Below are 26,156 nucleotides of genomic sequence, written 5' to 3'. Positions count from 1 at the left end.
GCTGCAAGAATATTTGAGGTAAGATTATGCAACCAGTTTTTAAGAGTTCTTTAGGTGCTTGTGCGTTTTTATTATTAAGCAGTACTGCAAACGCTGGTCCCTGGTGGACAGGCCCCTTACTTGCTCCCGCCGGACATACGATCCCCAAAGGGCACAGCAACCTTGAACTGTATGGTTTTTTTACTGAAAATGACGGAACGTTTGATCAGCACTGGAAGTTTGTTCATACACCCGCCAACCGAAGTACTGTTTTTAATCCGGTTTTTAGCCACGGACTAACCGATTCACTGGATATTCAGTTCAGTGTACCCTACGCGTATAATCGCAACCAGGGACAAGCCTATCGCAGAATTTCAGATACCGGAGTCACTCTGGGTTATCAGTTGCTGGAGCAAAAAGACTCAAAATGGATCCCTGATCTGCGCGTCACTATTGGTGAAATTATTCCCACTGGTAACTTTGAGGATCTGGATCCGGTCAATAATGGTACCGATGCCACCGGAAGCGGAAGCTATCAAACCGCTATGGCTTTGAACTTTCAACATTTATTGCAAGTATTTGAAAACCACTGGTTACGGACCCGCTTGAGTTTAAGTTATGTCTACAGTGGTGATGTTCAGGTACGAGGCATAAATAGCTATGGTGGTACACCCAATACTTTTGGAGAGGTCGATCCTGGTAATCAGATTAGTGCGGATCTCGCAGCTGAATTTAATGTCACCCAAAACTGGGTAGCGGTGATGGAAGGCTTCATCGCCAACCGTACTCCGGCTGTATTTAAGGGATTTCCCGGTACAGATAGTAAAGGCCAGCTGGTTAGCGTAGGACATGGAACAGTGGACTCGGTAACTCTGGCGCCAGCTATTGAGTATAACTTTAATGCCAATGTCGGGGTTATCGGCGGCTATTGGTACACGGTCACTGGCCGCGACACCTCTGATTTTCACTCGGTCGTAGTCGCACTTAATGCCTATTGGTGATTCTTCCATTTCCTCCCGTGAAAGCGGGAGGTTTACAATTTTTACTGTTTTTTTTCATTTCTTTAAACGACATTTTCCAACCCAACTGCCAAACTGTTATACACTTTGTTATATGTCTCATTGGGAAAGGATATGCCGCTTTTTACCTGGGGAACTCTCCATGAAATTGGGGTCGTACTGTCGGGCTGGGAATTAAATAATCTAATAAAACTCAATATTACTCTTGGCAGTCATTTTTTAAATCTGGAAAACAGGCTCATCGCCGCAGAAGACGAAATGCAGTTGCTTAAGCAGAGCAATGCACAAGCATTAACACCTGAAGAACAGAAACGTCTTGAGGAATTGAAGAGGACTATTAATAATATTGACTCTGAAAAAAAGCGCTGCGTTCCAGAGCTCAATTTGATCAGCCGGTTAATCGAAACCAAAAAAAATCAGGAGCAGTATTGGGAAAATCTGAATCTGAAAAAAGAGTCGCAATTTAACCCAGGCGCTGGAGGATAATTGAAATAGTCGCTTAAACCCGTTCAACATGATAGCATCAATTTTTTTTTGAAGGATGCTTTTATGTGGTTTAATAATGCACTCGTATATCAATACGAACTAAAAGAAGAAATCGATTTTGCCAGTCTGTTAGCAGAAGACATACTAAAACCCTGCCCACCTCATGCCCGTTTTGTTTATGGCTGGTTACCAACAAATGCAGATGAATTAGTACATGAAGTAGCAGGCTGCATATATATATGCCTTGGAAAAGAAGAACGCATTCTCCCTCGTGGCGTGATTAATCGTATGCTGGCTGAGCGTATCCAGGCTTTGGAGACACAGCAGGGTCGAGTAGTAAAACGCAGCGAGAAAGCGCAGATTGCCGAAGATCTTGAGTTTGAATTACTTCCCAAATCATTCTGTGTGCAAAAACGCCTGCCAGCCTTTTTTGACACGGTCAGCAAGCGGCTTGTTATCAACACATCCAGTGATAATCAGGCTTCCCAGCTTCTCGGGCTTTTACGTAAATCCATCCCAGGAATTCAATTTGAACCGCTGTTTTTTCCGGAAAACCTGGCATCCCGCTTTTCAGAGTGGATTAATGATCCCTCAACTCTGCCCGCGCCTTTTCAACTAGCCTCTGACTGCCTGCTCTTTGCGCCGGATGATGAAAAAAAACGCGTTAATTGTAAGGGTTACGAATTACCCGCTGAAGAAATCATTACCCTGCTGGCCCAGGGATTAACAACAGCTGAAATCTCTTTGGTATGGAATGAACGGATTCAGCTGACCTTAACTCATGATCTGAGCTTCAAACGCCTGAAAAGTCTGGAGTATTTGATCGATGAGTTTAATGAAATAAAAGACCTGGAAGAAGATTTTCAACAACGCGATGCTGCACTAACCCTTTTATGTGGAGAGTTGAGAGGTCTGGTTGATGATCTGACAAAAGGACTAAGTTCAACTACTGCATCTGAAAACCTGGAAAATGAAACAATTGCAACGGAAGTCGCTCAGCCTCAGGAAATGGAAGCAGAAGTTCCCTGGTAGATTAGCGCAGACACCACCCCGTGTACCGCGTTTATATGCGGTACGCAGGTTAAGATAGTTTTTGCGCAAGTAAAAAACCAAAGACACCGGGGATTTTTTTTCCAGATTCATCCGGCTTATGTAAATGACCTACCGACTCTTTATATTCAAGCAGAGACCAGCCACAATCCTGATAAAAATGATATAGTTCATTTTTTTGAGGTAAATAGGTGAAAGAATCAGGCATGGGATATGAGTCTGCCTGGATTGGAAATACTAAAAAATGATATCCATCTTTTGCAGTCAGCTGTTGAAGCTCAATTAGCAAATCCGGCACCCGTTCCGGTTTTAAAAATTGTAAGCTTACTGTTGAAAAAATAATGTCATAATTTTCTGCCTTCAAACTTAAGGGATGATTTAGATCATGTAATTGTATATCTATTTCAGAAAGTGCTTCTTGTTGGGCTATTTCACTAAGACTCTCTAAAGCAGCCTTGTTTTTATCAATCCCACTGACAGAATGCCCCATCTTCGCTAAATAGAGTAAATTTCTCCCAGAACCACATCCTATATCAAGAACAGATGAGCTTTTAGTATGACTTAGATAGGTTTGATACACATAGAGGAGATCACTATGTACCATCCCCAGGCCATATTTTTTGGAGAAATAACGTTGGGGCATGCAGTAAAACTCAAGAATCACATTAAACTGTTCACTGACAGGTATGATTTTATGCCAGGCGGCAGGTGGAATAGATAATTGAGGATGGTCTTTATCGAGACGATAACGTGAGAGTTCCTGACCTTCGCCATTTAGAAATATGAAATCAATTACGCCATTAGTCAGTGACAGTTGTCCCCAGGTTCCTTCTTTTGTGCTATGTTTTTCCAGAAAAAATTTTAACTTCCCATGATTGTCTATTTCTGTTTTTTTATAGCAAATTAAATTATCCATATTAACCCTCTGTATTTTATTTTGTTCGCATCGATTACTCTTTGCCTAATATATCCCTTCATTCTTTTAATAGTATGGATTCTGGTTCAATCCTTTTTCTAACAAAAGTTTTTCACTTGATCCGTCTAATATATCAAATATAATAAAAATTTATTAAGAACCAGCATAAAAACAAAGAATTACATTATCAAGGAATGATATGACAATTGCGGAAGCCTCTCTAAGTGGTCCGGCCGAAACGGATCCCGTTTCTGATGTCTTAAAATGGGTCTTACTTCTGACAGCCATCATTTCCTTCATCCTCCTCTTTTGGGGTACATTGAAAACTTACGAGGCAGCCCCCCCTCTCCCCCAGAAAATTCTATCATCCGATGGTCAGGTTCTGATGACAGCCTCTGACATTGTGGCTGGTAAAGCTGGATTTCAAAAAGCGGATTTAATGGATTACGGAAGTTTATATGGAATGGGTTCTTATTTTGGAGAAGATTACACGGCCAAATACCTTGTTCGTCTTGGTCAACTAGTTGAAAATGAAGTCTCTGCAGAAACATTATCCAAACCTTTAGCAAGCCTTTCTGAAGGCAATCGATATGAAATTCGAATGAAGATGCAAAATCAGCTAAAAACAATCGATTTGTCACAACCTGACTTAACACTTTCTCCTGCTTTGAGTAAGGCAATACGAGAGCTTCAAATTGAAATTACCCAGGCATTACTCAGCCATGATTTCACAGCAGGATGGACAAAAGCCTACAGTCTAAACAGTCAGACGGCCTTGCAGACCGCAAATTTTCTGATCTATTCCTCTCTCACCACCGTGGCAAACAGACCAGGTAAAAATTTTTCCTATACGAATAATTGGCCTTACCAACCGGAAGTCGGCAATATTCCTACCCCTTCTACATTCTATTGGACGTGGATTTCATTTTGCTTTGTTTTTCTTGGTTTTGGAGTAGTGCTTTACATATACCATCGTTATCTAAGCGAACCCGACGTAGGTATTAAAACCCCTTTTTTATTGGAGTTTAAACCTCTGACACCTAGTCAGCAGGCAGTAGGTAAGTATTTTGTCTTTGTGATACTGGTCTTATTGCTTCAAATTGGCGTAGGCGCCCTGATGGCCCATTCTTATGCGGAACGCGAGGCCTTTTATGGAATCAATATTTCAACATTCCTGCCTTTTAATTTTTTAAGAGATGTCCATATCCAAACCCCGATCGTATGGATTGGGGTTGCCTGGATTAGTGCGGCGATTTTTCTGGCGCCTATCATCAGTGGTCAAGAAGCGAAGGGACAAAAATGGCTTGTAGATATTCTCTTCTGGGTAACCTTATTTATTGTCGCTGGAGCTATTATTGGGAATTACTTAAGTATTATGGGATATATTGACAAAGGCTGGTTTTGGTTTGGCAATCAAGGCTTATCCTACTTGCAATTAGGACGTTTTTGGCAGATTGGCTTTTGTGTCGGGTTATTTTTGTGGTGTTTCATTGTCTTTCGAGGCATGTGGCCTGGCTGGGTGCAACTAAAATCTGCAAGTATTGAGTTCTGGACAGGACGCATACGCCTTGAAAATCTTTTTTGGGCAAGTACCATTAATATCGCCATCCTATATTGCTTTGGAATGATACCATTAACTGGTATCGAAAAATCATTTACTATCACTGATTTCTGGCGCTGGTGGGTCGTTCATTTATGGGTCGAACAATCATTTGAGTTTTTTACGGTTTGTGCTACTGCCTATCTTTTGATGGGCGTTGGTTTAGCTTCAAGACGATTGGTAGAGCGAACCGTATACTTCGAGGCTATTCTTATCTTTCTGGGAGGCGTATTAGGCACAGGTCATCATTGGTACTGGACTGGTACTCCAGAAATATGGATCCCTTTAGGAACCATGTTTTCCTTTATTGAAGTATTACCTTTAACCTTGCTTATCATAAATTCTATTGAGGAATTACAACTAATCAGAAAGCAAAAGGTTTTTTCCTACAACCTGACTTATCTGTATATCTTAGGGGCTGCCTCCTGGAACTTTATTGGTGCCGGTGTCTTTGGTGGCGGAACCTTAAATGCACCCCTAATCAATTATTACGAACATGGAACATTTCTAAGTCTCAATCATGCCCATACTGCTTTATTCGGCGCATTCGGACTTCTGGCTTTAGGCCTTATTTACTTTTGCTTAAGATATGCAGCGGGAAGTACACAACCCTGGAGCGACAAATTAGGGACCTGGGCTTTTTGGCTTTATAACGTTGGATTGATCTTATGGATTTTACTGAACTTTTTCCCAATTGGCTGGGCGCAATTAATGGATGTATATCAACATGGGTTTGCTCATTCAAGAAGTTTGGAGTTTTATAATACAACTCTACTGTGGCAATGGCTAAGAACTCCAGGGGATGTCCTGTTTGCGCTTGGCGCTCTGGTAATGGCCTGCGACTTTATCATAAAGCTGAGGCCATTCTTTCCCATCTCTCAACTCTTTTTGCAAAGAAAAAACAGGAAAATGATTTCGCGCCCTGTATCATAACTCGAAGAAATAAATAACGTTTTCGTTTTGAAAGCAGGTTAATAATAGGATTAGTGATTTTGTGCAGCCTGCTTTCTCAGGTCAATCAAGGATAAGCCTCGAACTTCATTCTCTTTGACAAAAAAATTAACGACCGAGCTTATACCTGCTGTATTAATAATTAACTGATAATGTCCCTGACTTAATCCTGTGGTGTAAAATTCTCCATGATTAGTTACTGTCAAAGGCAGTGCTGGATACTTCCAGGCCTGGCTATTGTCCAGATGCGCATTATCGGCAAAGGCGCGTAAGATAATATTGCTTTTATCAACCTCATTCCAGGGTAATACTCTGCCAATGACACCAGTTCGCGGACTTTTAGGTAAACCCTCAAAAACAACTGGATAAATGGATTGCATCTCTCGCTCTGCGGCAATTGGAATGGAAATGGTTTTATAACCGGGAAGAGAAAAAGTCAGCATAGAGCCTTTGGCCTGAGCTACAAAATAGCCCTCAGGCAGAATGGGCACCTCACTGCTAACCATCTCTGGTGATTCCACTCCGCGAACAATAACCTGGCCGTAAACTATAGGATACGCTTTGGCCTTAAAAAGCTTATAAGCCCGCCGATCCAAATCCAGCACAATCTCCCTTAACCCCTTCCCATCCAGCCATTCCATCCATTTATGAAAATTACTGCTGATTTCCCTGGGTGCAACAGACTCATCCGATACACTCCATTTACTGGACTCATCACGCAAAATATAAGCCTGACTGAGTTCAAACTCGGTTAAGGCTGTATTACCAAGGCTATATTGTTCTGCATATTGCTTTGAGAGACTTTCTGCCTGCTGGATTTGTTCGGAACTCAGATGCGATTGAAACGCTGCAAGCATATCGTTTTTTTTTGGATACGCCGCCGGTAGCAAATTGAGATATATTTTTTCCCAGGCCAAGGCTTTAACCGGATCCGATTTAACAGTAGTACCAAAACGATAGTTTCGAGCCAGACTCCAGGCCTGATACAGCTGAAAATCTCTTTTAACAAGCTTTGCCTCTTCCGAAGTTAAAGCAAAAACTGGTTGTAGAGCCAAGAGACCGCAAAAGCTGGCTTGCAAGATAAGACGGTGGATGCAGATTTTCAATTGATTCAATCCCCTGATTCCCTCGATCTGCTCTGCTTACAGGCAGCCCTCAATCATTCAGGCTGCCGAAAGAATCAGGCATCGAGATTGGGTTGGCTATGATAGGTAGCCTGGTAGACTGCCAAAGCATCCTCCGCTGCCTTCTTTAAACCCATTTGGGAATTAGCACGATACAGAACGACTAAAGCCTCTTTTGCGCTGGGCGCCTGTGGGTAATTCTTTACCAGATAGCTGGCACGCTCTGCAGCAGCTACATACATTTTTCTTTCATAATAGAATTGTGCAACATTCAGTTCATGTTGGGCAAACATATTTCTAAGATAAATCATACGCTGTAAAGCGTTCGCTTTATAACGGCTATTGGGGAAACGCTCCACTAAAGTCGCAAAATCAGAATAGGATTGAAGCTGGGTTCCCGGATCCCGCCACGATTCATCCAGAGGCAGCTGGCTGGCAAAGGTTCCGCGATTTTGCTGGAAATTGGCCAGACCCTTCATGTAGTAAGCATAATCGACATGGCGAGCGCGCGGATAAAGATGGATGAATCGCTCTGCCGTAGCTGCAGCCGAAGGATAATCCTCTTTCTTATAATAAGCATAAATGAGATTCATCTGCGCTTCTTCGGCGTAATCGCTGAAGGGATACATAGACTCCAGGGCTTCCAGGCGCTTGGCCGCAGTAGCGTACTCCTCTTTGGCCATTGCAGATTTGGCTCCACTATATAATTGTTCAGCAGACATCCCCTTGAAAGGATTATTACTGTCATCGTCGTCCTTACTCCACCAGCTTGTGCAGGCTGTCAGGGTAATTACCAAAGAGATGAGGATAAAACATTGAAATCTTTTCATGAATACACCTGTTAACAATACTATGCGGAAACATTCACCGCAGCCATTTTTAAATGCAGGTCATTATACCCATCCTGAATTATTTTGCGAACTTTATGTTTTTTTAAGATAAAAATTTTGATTTTCTCGAAAAAAATGTTTGCATTCGATAAGTCATTGTAATAGTATTCTTCCCCGGAGAGGTGGCTGAGCGGTCGAAAGCGGCGGTCTTGAAAACCGTTGAAGGGAAACCTTCCCAGGGTTCGAATCCCTGTCTCTCCGCCAAATATCAGAACAATGATATTTGTGCGAATTCAACCCATCTGCTATTCAGATTAAATTCTTTTATTACCAAATAACTAAATAAAGACGGCTTACAAAGCTTGGGTATTTCGCATAAAGTCTCCTGTAAAGCCGAAGACCGGCAGGTAAAAATAAGCCAAACACCAGCCTCTATGTGCCAAACACCAACCCCTACGTTCCCCGCTTTAGGCGGGGAATCCAGTTGATCCCTTCCCCCCCTGGATCTCCCGAACAAGTCGGGAGACGCAGAGTGGCAGACAGGCGGAGACGTAGAGCGAGCATACGAGCATACGAGCACGGCACTGCCACACGTGAAGAAAGACAATATATTTATTGCTTGCCGTTATGCAGATGTGAACAAAAGATTTGATTGGGATCCATTTCCTCTTTCAATTTGATCCAATTCTCATATTTTTCTCCAAAATGCTGTTGCCAATAATGAGAAGGAATATTTTCACCCAAATAGCCTGAAAGATAACGTTTTCCTCCACCCGGGAGGAATCGGCGATCCAGTAACTGGATGGTTTCAAGGCAGCCTGGAATCAAAAATCCGGGTAAACCAGGATTCAAGATCATTACAGCGTAGATGTCATCATTGGTATCAGGCAACATAAAAAAGCCGGTAGGTTCTATTTTGCGGATAGGCACTATCTGCAAAACCGTTGCATAATAGACGGGAAGCATCGCCAGTAAGTCCTGTAACTCAGAAAAAAGTGACTCTCCCGATAAAAAACATTCAAACCAGGGATGTTGCAACCCCCATTGTCCTGATAATTTCATCGATTGAAAACGTGAATCGTGACGATGTAAAAAAGAGGATATATCTTCCTCCTGCACATGGCTTACTTTCCAGGGTGATATTTTTGAGACAAAATTCTCCAGTTCAGGAGCTTCATTTTCATATTCGATTGCTATGTGAAGTCCATATAACCATTCCGCAAATGGCAAGCGCCCCTTTGACGTCAGGCGAGCGCCCTGAATAGCAGGCGTACAAAAAAATTCCAGATAATCAACCTCTTCCTGAAGATTTTTCATATCTCGAAGCCAGTTGTCTTTGTCGAGATACGACAAAAAGAAAGTCCGCACCTGTTTTTTACAAATCCGTAACCGAATCTCTGCTTTAGTTATAATTCCAAAACGCCCCTGGCCTCCAAGACATGCATGAAATAAAGGCGAATTGGCATCGACAATCTGCTTTTCCCCGTTTGCAGTCACCACTTCCAAGGCATTCACATGTGCGGTCGCGCTGCCAAAGCGAAAAGAAGAAGCGCCCACACCTCCTGCCGATAACACACCGCCAATCGACAGATGGGCATTGTAAGGAACTACATAAGGAATTTCAGAAGTTTTGAGTGATCTTTTTATGAGATCAGACCAGGTCGCATTCGCTTCAACCCAGATAGAATGCTCCCGCTTGTCCAATACATTATTGAGCTCCTGCAAGTGGACAACCACGCCGCCTGATATGCTAAGGGCCTGCCCACCCTGACTTAAACCATTTCCGCGTATAGTCAAAGGTAGTTTATTCTGATTGGCATAGCGAACGATATCCTGCAGCCTGTCTACATTAGCAGGAACTACCGCAGCGGCAGGTAGTTGCTGTTTCAAGCGACCAAAATCCTCTCCAAAGAAGGCACGAGAACGCTCGTCGCTAAGCAAGCTTTGTCCTCCTGTTTTTGCGCACTGCCTGATTTGTATGCTACTCCATTCCCTTGGCTGCATGATTCTGCTTCCTTTGTCTACCCGGTTAACTTCAATTATATGCAATAATTAATCCACAAGCAGTGAATTATGTTTGGATATATAAAAAGGACAAGGAGGCGCCCATCGCTGAGCACCCCCTTGTCCAAACTCTTTTATACAGCTTGGTCGCTGACGTATTCTACTGCATTCGCGGCATTCTCCTGGTTTCTTTGTCTTGCAAGTTCCAAACGTTTGTTGCAAGCGATAATCAGTCCATCGAACATCTTGTTGAACGCGTCGTAGCATCGATCAATCATTTTCAAGGCTTCACGTCGTACGTTGATAGGGATTTGAATCGCAAACAGTTTCTTTTCCATTTCCTCTTCAAACAACGCATGAGCCATTTCAACTTCAAGATGAGAGCTGGAAAAGTATTTCAGATTATGGTCCTCTCCTGCTTTCTTGACTTGTCTTACAACTTTCTCAAAGAATACATGTCCTGATGATTCCAGAGTAAGCAATAAGGCGATATTCAGAATCTCATCATCCGCTTTATATATCTCTGACATGATGGAATAAGCTGCATCACGTGTTAATTGAGTTTCTTTGCTGTAAAGCCAGGCCACATCATCTTTACTGCAGTATTTATCATGGCTTAAAGTACCCATGTATTTTTTGTCATGCAGGAACCATTTTTCATGGCCGGCATCTTCAAGTCTGTGGTGACGAGCAATCTTTCTTAAATAAGGATCTTGAACTCGTTCTTCGTTTAGTCTCAGTATGTCCTGGAATGTCATAGCCCAGAAAGTCAGTTCAGGCACGAAATAGCTGATTTCCTCTAAACTTTCTAATTTTTCCAGGACTTCAAAAAATGGATGATTCATAAATTCTTGTTGTTTAGAATCAATATAAGCTTGAATAGTTTTCATGGCTGCCTCCGAGGCATTAAAATTTTGTTGGACATTTGTTACTTTGCAGGCATCGTGCCAAATTTTAACAAATTGAACATATTGTCAGCACAGATATGGTTTATTTAATTTGTCATTATTAATCAATTAGTTACGACATAATATGAATTAAAGTGAAAAGAAATCCTACGCTTAATATTCGTTTATATAGCTAATTTAGGACGTAGCCAAGCCTCGAGAAGCGACAGAAAAATGTCCTCGACTACATCCTTTGTGACGAATTCTTGACTTTTTGGACCCTCTTTTTTCTGACTTTTTTTATATTAACCGCAAGTTCGCCAATTTTTTGTCATACTGTTCCATCAGTTGATTTATTTCATTCCACTTAATACTGTTAATCTCCTTGGTATTTGCGCATATTTCGTCTAACAGCTCTTTTTGCAACACGCCTATAGCATGCGCTTGTGCGTAGGGCGTATTGGTGAACATCACCAGAACATGCTTGGAAATATATACATCGGGATAATGATGCATAAGTTCCTGCTCAAGCCTTTTTTTCAAGTTAAAATGCTCATCACGAATATCAGTTTGTATTTCATGATAGTTATCCATCGACATCATAGATACCGCATCGGTATTCGGCTTGCGTGTTTTAAAAAAAGCGGGCATCACTTTCGACCAGTCATCCTGGTATTGATTGAGCAGATGGTCAAGGATCCTGCAATCCTCAAAGCCGCAGTTCATACCCTGACCAAAGAAAGGAACAATCCCATGAGCCGCGTCGCCAATTAACAGACAATGATCCTGATAATGCCAGGGCTCACATTTTATAGTGCTCATATTACCGGTTGGATGACCAAAAAATTCTTCAATCAGATCCGGCATCGAGGTGAAGGCATCAGGAAACGCAGATTTAAAAAATTGATTAACTTTCAACTCATTATCCAGCTCGCTGAAGCTGTTTTTTCCTTGCTGTGGTAAGAATAAGGAACCTGTAATGGAATCATCTGTGTTGGGATTGCCCAGAAGCAAGTAAGAGTCTCTGGGCCAGAGATGCAGATGCTCAGGCGCAAACTGCTGGCTGCTTTGATTACTAAGCGATAGCTCTTTATAACCATAGGGCAGGAAACTTCGCGTTGCGCTTATCTTATTTTGTTCAGCCATTGTTTGCCGGACAAATGAAGCGGCCCCATCTGCACCAATTAATAACTCATATGGATGCGGCTCAGTCTCGCCTCCCTGATGTTGAAAATATAGAATTTTCTTATCCAGATCCAAATCGATAATTTTAATATCGAAATATTGATGAATCTGCGGATGCCTGGACGCTTCATCCAGCAACAAATTATTGAGCTCGTTACGTTGCACGGCATTAATATATTCATCCCGATGACGGCCAAAGGATTGATATTTAATATCACCATTTTGCTCATGAATAGCTCGAGCACGCATTGGAACCAGCAACTTTTTGACTGTATTATATAAACCCACCTCCGTTAAACCGGTAAGTCCACGGCAAGACATCGCCAGATTGATTGAGCGCCCCTTATCTGCTATGGCAATTCTGGGGTCAGACCGAGCCTCATACACATGAACCTCATATCCTCGCCTTGCCAGATAAATCGATAACAGAGTACCTACCAGGCCAGACCCGATTATACTTATTTTTTTCATAACTAATCTCCTGAACAGCGCCAGTGACATTGATCCATACCTCTACATCCAGGAAACCTCTATCAATAGCAATTCCATCCTCTATTGAAGACAATACAATTTTGAGCCCGGGGGTTATCCAGGGCTAATAAATTTGTCTCTGCAAAAGATATACCAGATTACGTTCCCACCTGGTTGGGGGGCCAGAGGGGTGCTGGATTCCCCGCATAAAGCGGGGAACGTAGGGCTGTGAGGAAAAATACAGTCTGCCCCTGGCTTCTACGTCCCTCGGCTTGTCCGAGGGAACCAGAAAACTCATAGAGAAACAGTGGAACGTAGGAGTGTGAGGGGATGGCGCGAACGCAGCTGGGTCAGGTAAATCAACCCTTGAACGAATCGAAAAATTCGCGTAGATCTTCAGGTTTCTGTGGTGGTTTGAATAAATAGCCCTGGGCATAATCGCAGCCATGCTTAATAATAAAATTTTTCTGTAAATCGGTTTCAACAACCTCAGCCAGCACTTCAAGATTTAAGCTATGTCCCAGATTAATAATTGCTCTGGCGATTGCCGCATCATTTTGATCATTTACCAGTTCACTAATGAACGAACGATCTATCTTTAGTTTATCAACAGGGAACTGCTTGAGATAAGACAAGCTGGAATACCCTGTACCAAAATCATCAATAACTAATTTCGCACCCATATCTTTCAACTGATACATAGTTTCGACTGCATGCTCCACATCATCAACCAATAGGCTTTCTGTCAGCTCAAGCTCAAGATATTTCGCGGACAACTGAGTTTTAGCGAGGATTTCGGCAATTGTTTCAGGTAAGCGGGTCTGGCGAAATTGCCTTCCTGAGATATTAACAGCCACGCTGATGTCATAGCCTTGTGCATGCCATTTTTTTATTTGGGTACAGGCTTCTTCCAATACCCATTTACCAATATCAATGATGAGGCCATTCTCCTCGGCCATGCCTATAAAATCGATAGGAGAAACTGCGCCTAATAAATGACTGTTCCAGCGAATCAGGGCCTCGACACCGACAGTTTTCTGAGTCCTTAGATCAATCAGCGGCTGATACATCAAATTGAATTCACCTCGTTTCAGGGCATCGCGCAATGCATTATCGAGCTGCATGCGGTTAATAACCCGCCGATTCATCTCCGGCTCAAAAATGCGGAAACTGTTTCTGCCGCTGTCTTTAGCATGGTACATGGATAAGTCAGCATTTTTCATTAACGACTCATAATCAAGTCCATCTTTAGGATAAAAGCTGATACCAATACTGCCGGTGATTTTAAGACTGTGCTGATCCACCTGAAAAGGCTTTTCAATCATGTGCAGCAATTCCTGCGCCATCTGCTGGGCTTGAGTTTCACTTGCTATATCTTGCAGCAGAATGACAAATTCATCGCCTCCCAGGCGAGCTACAGTGTCAAAATCATTCGTTGCAATCAACAGACGATTGGATACGGCCTGCAATAACTTATCACCAATACTATGTCCCAATGTATCATTAGTCATTTTAAACCGATCCAGGTCTAAAAAGAGAAAAGCCAGGATGCTGTTTTTTTTACGAGCCTGCAATATAGCCTGTTCGACCCTGTCCATAAGCAATACCCGATTAGGCAGCTCGGTCAGAGAGTCATGGGTCGCCTGCCGTACCAATTGCCTTTCCATTTCACGGCGTTGGGTAATATCATTAAGAATACAGACATAATGCCGAACCTTTCCAAAGGAATCGCTTACGGGAGCCACGCTAAGCTCACACCAGAACAACTCGCCTCCACGGCGATAGCTTTCAAGCTCAACGGTTTCCTCGCGCAATTCACGAATAGCCAGTTCAATTCGTTTTTGATTGACGTGATCGGTTTTAGTGCCTTGAAGATGCGCGAGATTTTGACCCAGAGTCTGTTTCTCTGAATAGCCCATAATGCGTTCAAACGCTCTGTTGACATAAATGATCGGCTGATTGGGTTTGGTAATGTCAATAATCGCAACACCATGTGTGCTGGCCTCTATAGCGCGCTCACGGATCCTTAATTCTTCATCCGCCATTCTTTTCTGAGTCACATCGCGGAAACTGTAAACACGCCCCACTATTTCGGAACCTATCCGTTGCGGCTGCGTATAACGTTCAAAAATTCGCCCATCTTTGAAATGCAGGACAGGCAGCTCCCCTTCCCAGTCAGGATTTTCATATAAATACTGTACATCAGCGATAACCGATGCGGGGTTACTCAATTGTTGTAAAATATATTCAAAGCCAATGCTCTCAGTACCTGACTCAAGCATATGAGAGGGAATTCGCCACATCTCAACAAACTTCTGATTCCAGTCGACCACCTGCCCCTTTCCATTCACCATCATAATGCCATCTGCTGTACACTCCAGCGTCGCACGCAGCAGTGAAAGGGATTTTTCCAGTTCAATGTTTTTTTCGACAATATCAGATGGGGTCGTAATTTTGATATTATCAGATAAAGGGGCTTGAATGGAGCGTTGAAACTCAGGTTGATTGTGGTACCACTTTTCTAAAAGTGAAGATAGATTCGGCGTTAGGCTGGGAATGCCTAGTTCCTCGCAAACATTGGTCAGAGATGGCTCTCGTCCCTTTTTCTTAACTTTTTCTGCAGCTAAGGCAACTTTTTGATAATCTATTTCTTGCCTGCGCATGGATCCCTCACTAAAATGACTCTTTTCCAATTAGCGTCTTTCTTCGGAGACTATTTCAGAAAGGCAGCCTGTCACATTCTAAGTAAATTATATACACGGTTAGCAGATTTTGCATAACCAAACAGATCAGAAGGAATTTCATTATGGAATGCAAACATTTTAATACGCGTGCAATTCATGCAGGCCAACATCCTGATCCGTCAACCGGTGCTGTGATGACGCCTATTTATACCACATCTACCTACAAACAGTCAGCACCCGGGGTTCATCAGGGCTATGAATATTCAAGAACTCACAACCCGACCCGCACCGCCTATGAAGCCTGTATCGCCAGCCTGGAATCGGGTGAAAGAGGCTTTGCCTTCGCTTCAGGAATGGCTGCGATTAACACCATTGTCGATATGCTGAATAGCGGCGATCATGTGATTGCCATGAATGATCTTTATGGAGGCACCTTCAGACTCTTCGACAAAGTTAAAACAAGAACCTCAAATCTGAGCTTCTCTTTTGTGGACATGACCAATCTCGCAGCAGTTGAAGCTGCAATAAAGCCTGAAACACGGATGATTTGGCTGGAGACACCTTCAAACCCCATGCTTATGCTGGCAAATCTTCGTGAAATTGCAGCACTGGCTAAAAAACATCAGCTGATAGCGGTGGCCGATAACACCTTTGCGACACCCTGGATTCAGCGGCCTTTGGAATGCGGTTTTGATATCGTAATTCATTCAGCCACCAAGTATTTAAATGGTCATTCAGACATAGTCAGTGGTGTTGTGGTGGTTGGCGACAATCCCGATCTGATTGAGAAAATGGCCTTTTTGCAAAACTCCTGTGGAGGAATTGCCAGCCCCTTTGATAGTTTTATGGTTTTACGAAGCCTTAAAACTCTGCCCTTACGTATGGAACGTCACTGTGAGAATGCGCGATTTCTGGCGCAATGGCTTGAAAAGCATCCCAAGGTCGAGAAAGTCATTTTTCCCGGGCTCGAAAGTCACCCGCAACATAGACTGGCCAAGGAGCAAATGCAGGATTTTGGAGGCATGATCTCGATTGTACTCAAAGGGGATCTCGATTACGCTACCCGATTTCTTTCACGCTGTGAGCTTTTTACATTGGCCGAAAGTCTTGGAGGGGTTGAAAGTCTGATTGAACATCCCGCAATCATGACGCATGCATCTATACCCTATGAAACACGTCAGCAACTCGGAATTGTCGATGGCTTTGTTCGTCTCTCGGTGGGGGTTGAGCATATCGATGATCTGGTCGCAGATCTTGCCTATGCACTGGATTAATGGAAATTGATTATGAAAATAAATCCGAGGTCTAATCCCTTGCGAGCGTCGCTCGCAGTTTTTACTCTTATATTATCGACCTGTATCTGTTTTATGCCGATATTCATTTTCGGCCTGTTGAAACTCATTCCTAATCACCGCTGGAGACTCTACTGTGGTCAGCGTATTGATGGCTTTGTGATGTACTGGTGCGATCTCAATAATGCTTACATTAGTCATCTCATTCCCCATGAATGGGAGGCGACTGGTTTAAAGGAGCTGGATAGACAGCAATCCTATCTACTGATTGCCAATCATCAAAGCTGGCTTGATATCGTACTCATGCACAGGCTGTTTAACCGAAGAATTCCTGTCATTAAGTTTTTTATTAAAGATCAATTGAAGTGGGTTCCCCTTTTGGGCTTCGCCTGGTGGGCAATGGGCTGTCCGTTTATGAAACGATACAGCAAGACATATCTCGCTAAGAATCCTCACAAACAAGGGAAAGATCTGGAGGCTACCAGAAAGGCAATCCATTCCTTCAAGGGTCAACCGGTGACTATTGCCAACTTTGTCGAAGGTACGCGCTTTAACCTGTCTAAAAAAACATTGCAAGGATCTGAATACCGTCATCTACTTCGTCCCCGTGCAGGAGGAGTCAGTTTTGTAATCAGTTCTATGGGCTCAGAGATTCATAAATTACTGGATTTAACAATCGTATATGCCGAAGAAAAGCATTCTCTCTGGGATTTTTTATGCGGTAGAATTAGTAAAATCCGTGTTCATCTGCGGGAAATTGAGATTCCAGAACAATTTATTAATAATGACTTGACTAAGTCATCTTTGCAGGATGAGTTTAAAACCTGGATTAACCAGCAATGGCATATTAAAGATCAGCTTATAGAGAATATAAAAACGCAATGGGCAACTCAGGAGACTGCTGCCGCCCATGTTCAGGCCGTCAGGATTAACCCTGATAGAAATGTAAATACCAGTCAACGAATCGGCGGATCCCCTCCTGATAATTGATGGAGGGTTTATAAGCCAGCTCGGATTCCAGGCGGGTGGTGTCTGCATTAGTGGAAACGACATCACCTGGTTGCATAGGCAGAAAATTTTTAATCGCTTTTTTCTGTAAAGCAACTTCCAGTGCTTCCACATAATCCATCAAATTGACTGGATTACCGCAGCCAATATTATAAATTCTGTACGGGGCCGCACTGCTTGACGGATCAGGGGAAAGGCCAGACCATTCGGGATTGGGCCTGGCCACATGATCAACAGCTCGGGATACACCCTCTATAATGTCGTCAATATAGGTAAAATCACGCTGTAATTGGCCATTATTGTAGATATTTATCGCTTTGCCGGCGAGAATATCACGAGTAAATGAGAAAAAAGCCATATCGGGTCTTCCCCAGGGCCCGTATACGGTGAAAAACCGTAAACCGGTGGTCGGCAAATTAAATAAATGCGAATAGGAATGGGCTATTAACTCATTGGCTTTTTTACTGGCTGCATAGATGGTCAAAGGATGATTGGCAGAATCCTCTTCATTATAGGGTTGCGACAAATTTGCCCCATACACTGAACTCGTTGAGGCATACACCAGATGCTCCACAGCCCCCTGCCGGCATGCTTCGATAATATTGGTAAATCCAATCATATTCGATTGCGCGTAGAGAAGAGGATTGGTCAGTGAATAACGTACTCCTGCCTGTGCCGCAAGGTTGACTACCCTTTGCGGCTGACTCATTTTAAATACCCGTTCCACAGCACCCGCATCACGGAGGTCTTCTTTATGGAAACTGAAGCGGGGATATTTTTGCAAAAGCTCCAGTCGGGCCAATTTGAGGCGGACATCGTAATAATCATTCAGATTATCAAGACCAATAATCGTATCTCCCTTTTCCAGACGATACTTGGCCAAATGAAAACCAATAAACCCGGCAACTCCTGTTATTAAAATACGCACATTCAATCCATATATAAAAAATGACAGTATACTCTCAAGCCCGGCCGGACTGTAAGCCTGCGAAGAAAATTTCATTATCTGCGAGCTGCTTTGCCAGGCTCGGTAATACGTGCAGAAAAAGTCCCTTGAAAAAAAATGCGCGCGTGGATACTCTACAATAAAAATCAGATAAGAGATCAATGCGATGAACTCACTGCAACAGACGATTGAAGAGGCTTTTGAGCAACGCCATACATTATCCTCCCAAACTGCCCCCCGTAATATTATCGAAGCAGTTAATGAAGTATTTAATGGTCTTGATACCGGACAATTGCGTGTTGCAGAAAAATCCGGCTCGGAGTGGATTGTTCATCAATGGATAAAAAAAGCGGTTTTACTGTCCTTTAAGTTATATGATAATCAAGCGATTGATGCAGGATTTTGCCAATTTTATGACAAAATGCCATTAAAATTTACTCATTACAGTGACCAGGATTTTAAAAATACAGGTGTGCGAGTAGTTCCTCATGCAATGGTTCGTCAAGGCGCTTTTATCGGTAAAAATACTATCCTGATGCCCTCCTATGTCAACATCGGAGCCTATATCGATGAAGGTACAATGATTGATACCTGGGCTACAGTTGGCTCTTGTGCGCAAATTGGTAAAAATGTTCATTTATCCGGAGGAGCTGGTATAGGCGGCGTTCTTGAACCCTTGCAAGCCAATCCGACGATCATCGAGGATGATTGTTTCATCGGAGCACGTTCTGAAGTCGTGGAAGGGGTCATTGTCGAGCGCGGCTCAGTCATATCGATGGGTGTCTATCTGGGTCAGAGCACGAGAATTTACAACCGGATGACAGGCACGATAACTTATGGACGCATTCCGGCCGGTTCTGTTGTAGTTTCGGGTAATCTACCCAGTGAAGATGGCAGTCACAGCCTTTATTGTGCGGTTATCGTCAAACAAGTCGACGAAAAAACCCGCTCAAAAGTCAGTGTTAATGAATTGCTTCGAGATCTCTGATGAATTCGCTTTATGAAATTCTTGCAGATTTGATTGAACGTGAATCAATTACTCCGTTTGATGCCGGCTGTCAGGAATCCATGCTTAATTTTCTAAGCCATTTGGGATTCACCTGCCATCCCTTCAATAATAACCCGGTCAATAATTTTTTTGCCCGTTACGGCGTTTCCTCCCCACTTCTGGTTTTCGCTGGACATACCGATGTGGTTCCTATTGGGAATAGCGATCAATGGAAGACGCCTCCTTTCAAACTAACGCTCGTTGGCGATGAGCTTTATGGACGCGGCACTGCGGATATGAAAGGAAGTTTGGCGGCTATGCTGCTTGCTGCCAAGCGTTTCATTGACAAACACCCATCATTTCCCGGCAGTCTTGGGTTTTTAATTACCAGTGGGGAAGAAGGCGACTTGTTCCAGCTTGGAACACCCCATGTTATGGAGGAAATCGTTAAGAGCGGGATTAAGATAGACTATTGCATAGTCGGGGAACCATCCAGCACAGAGCGCATTGGAGATGTGATTAAAATTGGCCGCCGAGGCTCTCTTTCTGGAAATCTGACCTTCAATGGCAAACAGGGACATGTAGCCTATCCTCATCTTGCAGAAAATCCTATTCACAAACTAAGCCCTGCATTGACAGAACTAGTCTTAAAAGAATGGGATAAAGGCAATGAGTACTTTCCTCCCACTTCCTTTCAGATCACCAATATTCAGTCCGGCGGAATTGCTTCGAATATTATTCCTGGCAATTTGTTTATGCAATTTAATTTCCGTTACTCTACCGAACAAACTGCCTTGGGGTTGGAGCAGCAAGTGATGGATATATTCCACTCCCACCATTTAAATCCGGAAATTAAGTGGCGTATCAATGGAGAGCCTTTTCTCACCGATCAGGGAAAACTGCTGGAAACCACAATTCAGGTGATTAAAAAAGTAACCGGGTATTCTCCTGACCTATCGACCACAGGCGGCACCTCGGATGGGCGTTTTATCGCGCCTTATGGAGTGGAGGTTATCGAACTGGGGCCGGTTAATGCCACAATTCATCAGATTAATGAGTGTGTTAGTTTGCAGGATTTGGAAAAACTCTGTGATATTTATTATGGGATTTGTGAGCAGTTGTTAAAATAGCTTATTTCTCCTTGAAGTCCTTCTGTCATTTTGAAATAGATTCCCGTCTGCGCTGCAAAAAACCGTCTTTGCGAGCGTCAGGGAAGCAATCCAACTCGTCACTCTGCTCAAGGCTTGATCTGGATTGCTTCACTTCGTTCGCAAAGACGACAGCAATGCCCCAATTTGATCAGATCGAATGACCAGTTGGAACACCCTCAGGTACAAAATCGCTGGCATTATCCTCTAATTTTTCATTTACCACTTTGGCAACACAGGAATCGGACCAGACATTGAGGGAGGTTTCCAGCATATCAATCAGACTGTAGAAGGGTAAAATAAGCCACATCAGCGTGATAGGCACATTCATGCTTGCCAAAAGACTGGCACTAAGAAAAAAACAACCCATTGGTACGCCAGCATTACCGATGGCTGCAATGGTTGAAATAAACACCCAAAGTACCATCATCGGTAAGGATATTTCCATCCCATGGTTTTGCATTAAATAAATGACCGTAGTAAAAATGAACGCAGCACAGCCATTCATGTTCAGACTGGTGCAAAGCGGCAATACAAATCGACTGACTTCTGGTCTGACATTCAGATTTTTTTCAGCGGTTTCCATCGTAACCGGCAAAGTTCCGACCGAAGACTTTGAGAAAAAAGCGACAGACAGTGCCGGCAGCATACCGCGAAGTGCCGCAAATGGTTTTATTCCCTGGCTCTTTAACCAAAGAGGCAAAACCACCAGACCCTGGATTAAATTGGCCAGCACTATGATTAACAAATATCCGCCAAGTCCGCGAATCGATTCCCCTTCGCGCAACTGAACCACAGTACTGGTAATAAAACCATATAAGCCCAGAGGAATGATTTTAATCACCCAGCCAGTAATTACCATGAAAAGTCCATGTGCGCCCCGGAAAAAGGCTGTAATCGTTTGACGCGGCTCTTGCTCAGGAATATAGCGAATGGCAATGCCTGTCACTATCCCCAGTAATAAAACACCCATGACCTGATGTTGGAGAAACGGCTCGAAGATTGTCGAGGGGATCAGGCTGCTGATATGTTCAAAATAAGAAGGCTGAGTCACTGGCCCTGCAGTTTTAGCAGCAGTCAGACTCGCCATTCCTGGCTGAATCAGAAGATATAATAAGCAACTGATCGCTGCCGCGATAACCGTAGTAATCAAGGTATAGGTCATGGCACGCTGCCATACCCTCTTCATTGCGCCGTCAGCTCGATAATTAGTAAGAGTAACAATAATGGATAATGCAATTATGGGAAGACTAATGCATTTGAAGATACGAATGAACACATCTGCAATAAATAATCCCAAGGGCTTTAATCCCGGAATATCTGAAAACCCGCTTAAAATTCCGAGAAGAATCATTACGGTGTAAAGAAAGGGAGTGCTGAGCCAGAATTTGCTTGTAGTCTTTGGGGTGGAAGGCATGTGAACCTCTGATTTTAATGACAATTAACAATAAAAAGGAATTACAGACTGTGGCAGCAACAACAGCGACAACAATAAGTACTTGTGTTGAAAGAAAGCTTATAATTCCTGATTATCTGAAAATCGTTCATACCCACCATTGTGTATTTTTTATACATTGAGAGCACATTTTAACACGAGATACTTGAAAAACAAAGCCTCTTCTCTCAGATTAGGGAAACAAATCAACTAAGCATGACAAATTTGCTTCTGTTTTAAATTAACAATCCGTTGAAAAGCCTGCTCGATACGAGCGGCAGCAATTGTACCTTCCGAGACCAAGCGCTCAATACAATCGATTACTTCAGGAGCTGAGACTGTACCCAGCTGGTTGGCCACAATCACCATATCTGCACCTGCATTAATTGTTAAAGCCAATGCTTCATCCAGACTAAAATGCTGACTAATCGCATGCATCTGCAAATCGTCACTAATGATAATCCCTTCATAACCTAACTGTTCACGTAATAAATTGCTGAGAATTGGTTTTGAAAGCGTCGCCGGTAAACCGGAAGGATCCAGTTGCCGATTAATAACATGCGCAGTCATGATCATAGCCGGCGAAACGCGGGATTGCTTCAATAGCTGGTAAGGTTTTAACTCTTCGGCTAAAAAACTATTCGATACATCGACAAATCCTTTATGCGTATCGGCAGCTGCACTGCCGTGACCAGGGAAGTGCTTATAGCAGCAGTGAATTCCATATTTTGAAAAGATTTCTATAAATTCCCGGGCAAAACGATCAACCTTCTCTGCATTGGCAGAAAAGCAGCGCCCTAAAGGCCCAATTATCCCTTCCAGAGGATTGATATTCAGATCAACTACTGGCGCAAAATTTAAATTAAATCCGAGTTGATGAAGCATTTTTGCCATTTTAATTATAATGCTTCTGCGTTCCTCATTATCCAGCTGAACCAGTTGTTCCGGACTGACCGTGTGAGTTGAGCCAGGAATTGATTTAAAGCGATCAACAGCGCCTCCCTCATAATCAACTGCAATAATTAAATCCATGCCCTGCTGCCCAGCGAGTGACTGGCTGGAATAGGTTTTCAGCTGCTGAGTCAGTTTTCTGATTTGCTCAAAGTGAAGCAGATTTTTACCTGCTTTTTTCTGGATGAGATCATAATCAAACAATAACACGCCGCCTAAACCGTCTTTGGCAAGCCATGAGTAAACGGGGTGGCTTTCGTTTATCTCAGTGCCAGAAAAGCCCATAATGAGCATTTGAGCAATTTTCTTTCGTAAATCAAACAATTGTCACTCCAGGAATTTTCTTTTTCCGGATATTACACAATAGCTTGGCCCAAGGCCAGAGACTCCAGCAGATTGTTAAACGATGATGAGCAATTCTATCGTCTTCTTTTCCTTGGAACCAATTCAAGAAAGGGTTTTTTATTGCCCAAATATGCTATTATCTTGCCAATTAGAATTCCAACACTTGACTTCATGAATCTATTTGAACTACCCCCCTATGCTTTGGCCAGGCTCTATATGTGGCATATGCCATTCAATGAATTAGCAAGATATTCCTCCGTTAGCCACAACAGCCGAATGGCCGCAGAACTGGCCCTCTTTTCACGACAGGATACCCACTCACTTAGGATACAGGAAAAGCTTCTCGAACAATGGGCCTTCCAATCCCCGGAGTCTTTAAGAAAGTGGATGAAAAATAATCTTGTATCCTATCTGAAACGCCATATCTCCTCTGCTTATGTCAGTTTCCGTTACCGCTTTCTAGGAATGATTGTGCTTGCTGCATATCATAATGTGACACTTGAAATTGATGATAATTTATTTGCCCAGCTTAAAAAGTGCTTGTTTGCAGGAGCATTCCAACCGAAAAAGCTTCACCATCTCCACATTCTTTTTTCCTACTTAAACCCCGGTCAGATCTCAGAACTCAGCCAATTATTTAAGCAGTCGCTGCAAGACATCACTGACTATGATTATGAAACCGCGTTGTTTCATCTGAGTGCTTTAGCCCCCAGGCTAGACGAAAAATCTCTTCATGCATTTATTCCCCTGCTCATAAAAGGGCTGTCTTTGCAATCTGAAAAAAAACGGGAATATGCCATCGGATGTTTGCGATCATTTGCCTTAAAAATGACCTCCAAACAACAAATGAGGTTATGCAACACGCTATTGGGCTCGAGAATGTTACCTGCGGCTATTTATCAAAGTCTCAGCAGTGTCTCAGGCTTGCTGTCAGCTTCCGTCCGGCAAACCATCGTTTCATGGCTTCTGAAGCAAATGAGGCAATCCAGAATCACCTGCCCGCCTCAATTAATACAATGCATGCTCAGCTGGTCAGCCGAGCTCAATGATACAGAACAGGACGAGTTATTTCTTTTCATATTAACCAATTTAAAAAACACAGACATGAATGTTCGTATTAAAACAATGGAGGAATTGAATCAGGCGAATATACCTCATCGATTTCTTTCGCGCCTGATTCATGCCGTAAGCCATGTACTGCTCGACAAGGGGATGCTATGCCGGGTATCAGCTAAAAACTTCATAGCAAGCCATATCTCAGGCATTGAGAAGAAATCCCGTAATAAGCTCATTCTTCGCCTTCTGACTACACTGGATTGTGATAAATTTGAATTATTAGAGACGAGTGATTGCCTCATTGACCTGATTCCAGTAATGACTGAGGAGGCAGTTCATTTAATGGCTGGAAAACTCTACCAAAGGATTATCTCTGCCAACCCATTAAACCGCGTATCCATTCGCGAGTTTATAGCTCTTTCGCCCAGACTAAATGAGCTGGATTTTGTTCTTCTCTCGCAGCATTTTTGCACCCGGCTTGAGCCTTACAATCCTAACCTGGCACCACTTCTTGGTTTTGTTAAGATATATGCTGAACGCATACGGTCTACAGGTCAGGAGATTGAATTTAAAAATCATCTACAGAATTTGTGGCAATCCGGAACCTTTTTTACCCGAATGAATAAACCCCTGATTTTAGAGTGCCTGACTGCTTTTTTTCCTGCTTTTGACGAGCAGGAGGTTTCACGATTAACCGAAGAAATAATGGGAGTTCTTGATGATGAACGGCAATTGGAATCTGTCCCCAGTGCAGTTCGCTGGCTCCTGACCGCTAAAGACAAACTTGACAAGAGAACACTTAAATTACTTCCAACGAAGATGGCTCAAAATTTACAGACAATCTGGTCTGTAGAGAACACAGAAAATTCTGAGGAGCTATTTATCCTGCATAAGAGTGTTTGGCAATGGATAATTCTCGAACAGCCAGGGCTATTCCCCTCTAATATAATAGATAGTTATTCAGCTCAGGAATTGGATGACTTATTATTGGCGCTTGCAAAACGAATCTCTGCGGAGGACGCGCATAATCTATTACAAAAAATAATGGAAAACTCACGAGAACGGCGGAGTTATACTGATTTAAAATCACCCATTTGCCTAAAACGATTACTACCGCTTCTGAATGATAGCCAGCAGGAGCAAATTATTACCGAGATCATTATAAAATCTCAAAGCAAACTCCACTATGATCGCTTTCAGGCAGTCAATTATTTTAGCGTGATTTTACCCCTGCTTAGTCGAGAAAAAATTGAAGAGTTGCTTCCTTATATCTATTCTGGATTAAGTGATACAAAAGCACCTATATACATCCATACATTGAAAACACTGGAATGGATAATAAATAATACAACCATTAAAATAAATGTCGATCTGACACAGGGATTTAATCATATATTACCCAAACTAAATAGTGAACCAGAAATTGGAGCGCTGCCAGGTCCTGTCAGTACGCTCTTACTCAACAACCTGTCGGGCGAGATTGATGTGGCCAAGCCGCTGAATTCACTCGGTCTTTTGATGAAGTGTTTCATTGACACTTTTTCAAAATTAAAAGTACAGTTGACACCAGGATTCACTCAAAAAGAAGAAGCTCATTCTGAATCCTTTACCCCTTCGATTTAATCATTTCATGTGCAATTCTCACGCCCCTATGTTCTCCGCTTTTACATCCCTACGTTCCCCGCTTTATGCGGGGAATCCAGTTTATCTCACAAATCTCCGGATCCCCCGCCTAAAGCGGGGGACGTAGATAAAGATGAGGGACATAGGTAATTAACATAATCTTGACAATTTACATCAA

The 26,156-nt window shown here is 42.9% G+C and carries 19 protein-coding genes and 1 tRNA gene; 10 read left to right on the top strand and 10 right to left on the bottom strand.

Annotated elements, in window-relative coordinates; genetic code table 11:
- Positions 1-26: 26 nt before the first annotated feature.
- The 3 genes from DYH61_RS06485 to DYH61_RS06475 all read left to right on the top strand — a co-directional run bounded on the left by DYH61_RS06485 (position 27) and on the right by DYH61_RS06475 (position 2,516).
- Positions 27-980, top strand: a complete 954-nt coding sequence (locus DYH61_RS06485) for a hypothetical protein (RefSeq protein ID WP_058506607.1) — start codon at positions 27-29, stop codon at positions 978-980.
- A 132-nt stretch (positions 981-1,112) separates the two neighbouring features.
- Positions 1,113-1,484 carry a hypothetical protein gene (locus tag DYH61_RS06480; RefSeq protein WP_058506608.1) on the top strand — a complete coding sequence of 124 codons (372 nt, stop codon included), beginning with the start codon at positions 1,113-1,115 and terminating at the stop codon, positions 1,482-1,484.
- 63 nt (positions 1,485-1,547) lie between these two features.
- On the top strand, positions 1,548-2,516 hold the full coding sequence (locus DYH61_RS06475) for a recombination-associated protein RdgC (protein ID WP_058506609.1): 969 nt from the start codon (positions 1,548-1,550) through the stop codon (positions 2,514-2,516).
- Between the two features lie 49 nt (positions 2,517-2,565).
- Here the strand turns inward: DYH61_RS06475 and tehB are convergent, their stop codons facing one another.
- Positions 2,566-3,450 (bottom strand): SAM-dependent methyltransferase TehB, encoded by an 885-nt coding sequence (tehB, locus tag DYH61_RS06470; protein ID WP_058506610.1) that lies wholly within the window; start codon positions 3,448-3,450, stop codon positions 2,566-2,568.
- A 199-nt stretch (positions 3,451-3,649) separates the two neighbouring features.
- Between tehB and DYH61_RS06465 the strand changes: the two genes are divergently transcribed.
- Entirely contained in the window at positions 3,650-5,983 is a 2,334-nt protein-coding gene (locus tag DYH61_RS06465) for a nitric-oxide reductase large subunit (protein ID WP_058506611.1), read from the top strand.
- 50 nt (positions 5,984-6,033) lie between these two features.
- Here the strand turns inward: DYH61_RS06465 and DYH61_RS06460 are convergent, their stop codons facing one another.
- Together DYH61_RS06460 and DYH61_RS06455 are read right to left on the bottom strand one after the other, a co-directional pair.
- Positions 6,034-7,116, bottom strand: coding sequence for a hypothetical protein (locus DYH61_RS06460; protein ID WP_058506612.1), 1,083 nt, complete (start codon positions 7,114-7,116; stop codon positions 6,034-6,036).
- 65 nt (positions 7,117-7,181) lie between these two features.
- Positions 7,182-7,955: an outer membrane protein assembly factor BamD gene (locus DYH61_RS06455; protein ID WP_058506613.1), complete on the bottom strand. Its 774-nt coding sequence runs from the start codon at positions 7,953-7,955 to the stop codon at positions 7,182-7,184.
- Positions 7,956-8,131: 176 nt separating this feature from the next.
- Here DYH61_RS06455 and DYH61_RS06450 point away from each other — a divergent pair.
- Positions 8,132-8,219 (top strand) — tRNA-Ser (locus tag DYH61_RS06450).
- 348 nt (positions 8,220-8,567) lie between these two features.
- On the opposite strand, the gene DYH61_RS06445 is transcribed toward DYH61_RS06450, so the two are convergent.
- The 4 genes from DYH61_RS06445 to DYH61_RS06430 form a co-directional block, all read right to left on the bottom strand.
- Positions 8,568-9,959, bottom strand: coding sequence for an FAD-binding protein (locus DYH61_RS06445; protein ID WP_058506614.1), 1,392 nt, complete (start codon positions 9,957-9,959; stop codon positions 8,568-8,570).
- Positions 9,960-10,093: 134 nt separating this feature from the next.
- Positions 10,094-10,849 carry a hypothetical protein gene (locus tag DYH61_RS06440; RefSeq protein WP_058506615.1) on the bottom strand — a complete coding sequence of 252 codons (756 nt, stop codon included), beginning with the start codon at positions 10,847-10,849 and terminating at the stop codon, positions 10,094-10,096.
- 297 nt (positions 10,850-11,146) lie between these two features.
- Positions 11,147-12,502 carry an FAD-dependent oxidoreductase gene (locus tag DYH61_RS06435; RefSeq protein WP_058506616.1) on the bottom strand — a complete coding sequence of 452 codons (1,356 nt, stop codon included), beginning with the start codon at positions 12,500-12,502 and terminating at the stop codon, positions 11,147-11,149.
- Positions 12,503-12,861: 359 nt separating this feature from the next.
- A complete protein-coding gene (locus tag DYH61_RS06430; RefSeq protein ID WP_058506617.1) occupies positions 12,862-15,165 on the bottom strand; it encodes a bifunctional diguanylate cyclase/phosphodiesterase in 2,304 nt (767 codons plus the stop codon).
- A gap of 143 nt (positions 15,166-15,308) precedes the next feature.
- On the opposite strand from DYH61_RS06430, the gene DYH61_RS06425 reads away from it, so the two are divergent.
- A complete protein-coding gene (locus tag DYH61_RS06425; RefSeq protein WP_058506618.1) occupies positions 15,309-16,460 on the top strand; it encodes a trans-sulfuration enzyme family protein in 1,152 nt (383 codons plus the stop codon).
- Between the two features lie 12 nt (positions 16,461-16,472).
- Positions 16,473-17,468 carry an acyltransferase gene (locus DYH61_RS06420; RefSeq protein ID WP_065236110.1) on the top strand — a complete coding sequence of 332 codons (996 nt, stop codon included), beginning with the start codon at positions 16,473-16,475 and terminating at the stop codon, positions 17,466-17,468.
- On the opposite strand, the gene DYH61_RS06415 is transcribed toward DYH61_RS06420, so the two are convergent.
- Positions 17,407-18,414, bottom strand: coding sequence for an NAD-dependent epimerase (locus DYH61_RS06415; protein ID WP_058507286.1), 1,008 nt, complete (start codon positions 18,412-18,414; stop codon positions 17,407-17,409). The two genes, DYH61_RS06420 and DYH61_RS06415, sit on opposite strands and share 62 nt — an antisense overlap.
- A 184-nt stretch (positions 18,415-18,598) precedes the next feature.
- Between DYH61_RS06415 and dapD the strand changes: the two genes are divergently transcribed.
- A complete protein-coding gene (gene dapD / locus DYH61_RS06410) occupies positions 18,599-19,420 on the top strand; it encodes a 2,3,4,5-tetrahydropyridine-2,6-dicarboxylate N-succinyltransferase (protein WP_058506619.1) in 822 nt (273 codons plus the stop codon).
- Positions 19,420-20,550, top strand: coding sequence for a succinyl-diaminopimelate desuccinylase (gene dapE / locus DYH61_RS06405; RefSeq protein WP_058506620.1), 1,131 nt, complete (start codon positions 19,420-19,422; stop codon positions 20,548-20,550). Before dapD ends, dapE begins: the two co-directional genes overlap by 1 nt.
- Positions 20,551-20,719: 169 nt before the next feature.
- On the opposite strand, the gene DYH61_RS06400 is transcribed toward dapE, so the two are convergent.
- Positions 20,720-21,985, bottom strand: a complete 1,266-nt coding sequence (locus DYH61_RS06400) for a dicarboxylate/amino acid:cation symporter (protein WP_058506621.1) — start codon at positions 21,983-21,985, stop codon at positions 20,720-20,722.
- Between the two features lie 228 nt (positions 21,986-22,213).
- Positions 22,214-23,278: a glycoside hydrolase family 3 N-terminal domain-containing protein gene (locus tag DYH61_RS06395; RefSeq protein WP_103989268.1), complete on the bottom strand. Its 1,065-nt coding sequence runs from the start codon at positions 23,276-23,278 to the stop codon at positions 22,214-22,216.
- Positions 23,279-23,470: 192 nt separating this feature from the next.
- Here DYH61_RS06395 and DYH61_RS06390 point away from each other — a divergent pair, with 192 nt between their 5' ends.
- Positions 23,471-25,978 (top strand): hypothetical protein, encoded by a 2,508-nt coding sequence (locus DYH61_RS06390; RefSeq protein WP_133129073.1) that lies wholly within the window; start codon positions 23,471-23,473, stop codon positions 25,976-25,978.
- The last annotated feature ends 178 nt before the right edge of the window (positions 25,979-26,156 follow it).

This window comes from Legionella quinlivanii, assembly GCF_900461555.1.
In the GTDB taxonomy this organism is placed as follows: domain Bacteria; phylum Pseudomonadota; class Gammaproteobacteria; order Legionellales; family Legionellaceae; genus Legionella_C; species Legionella_C quinlivanii.
Note: the sequence above shows the minus strand (reverse complement) of the source record. Positions and strands in the feature narration are given on the sequence as shown.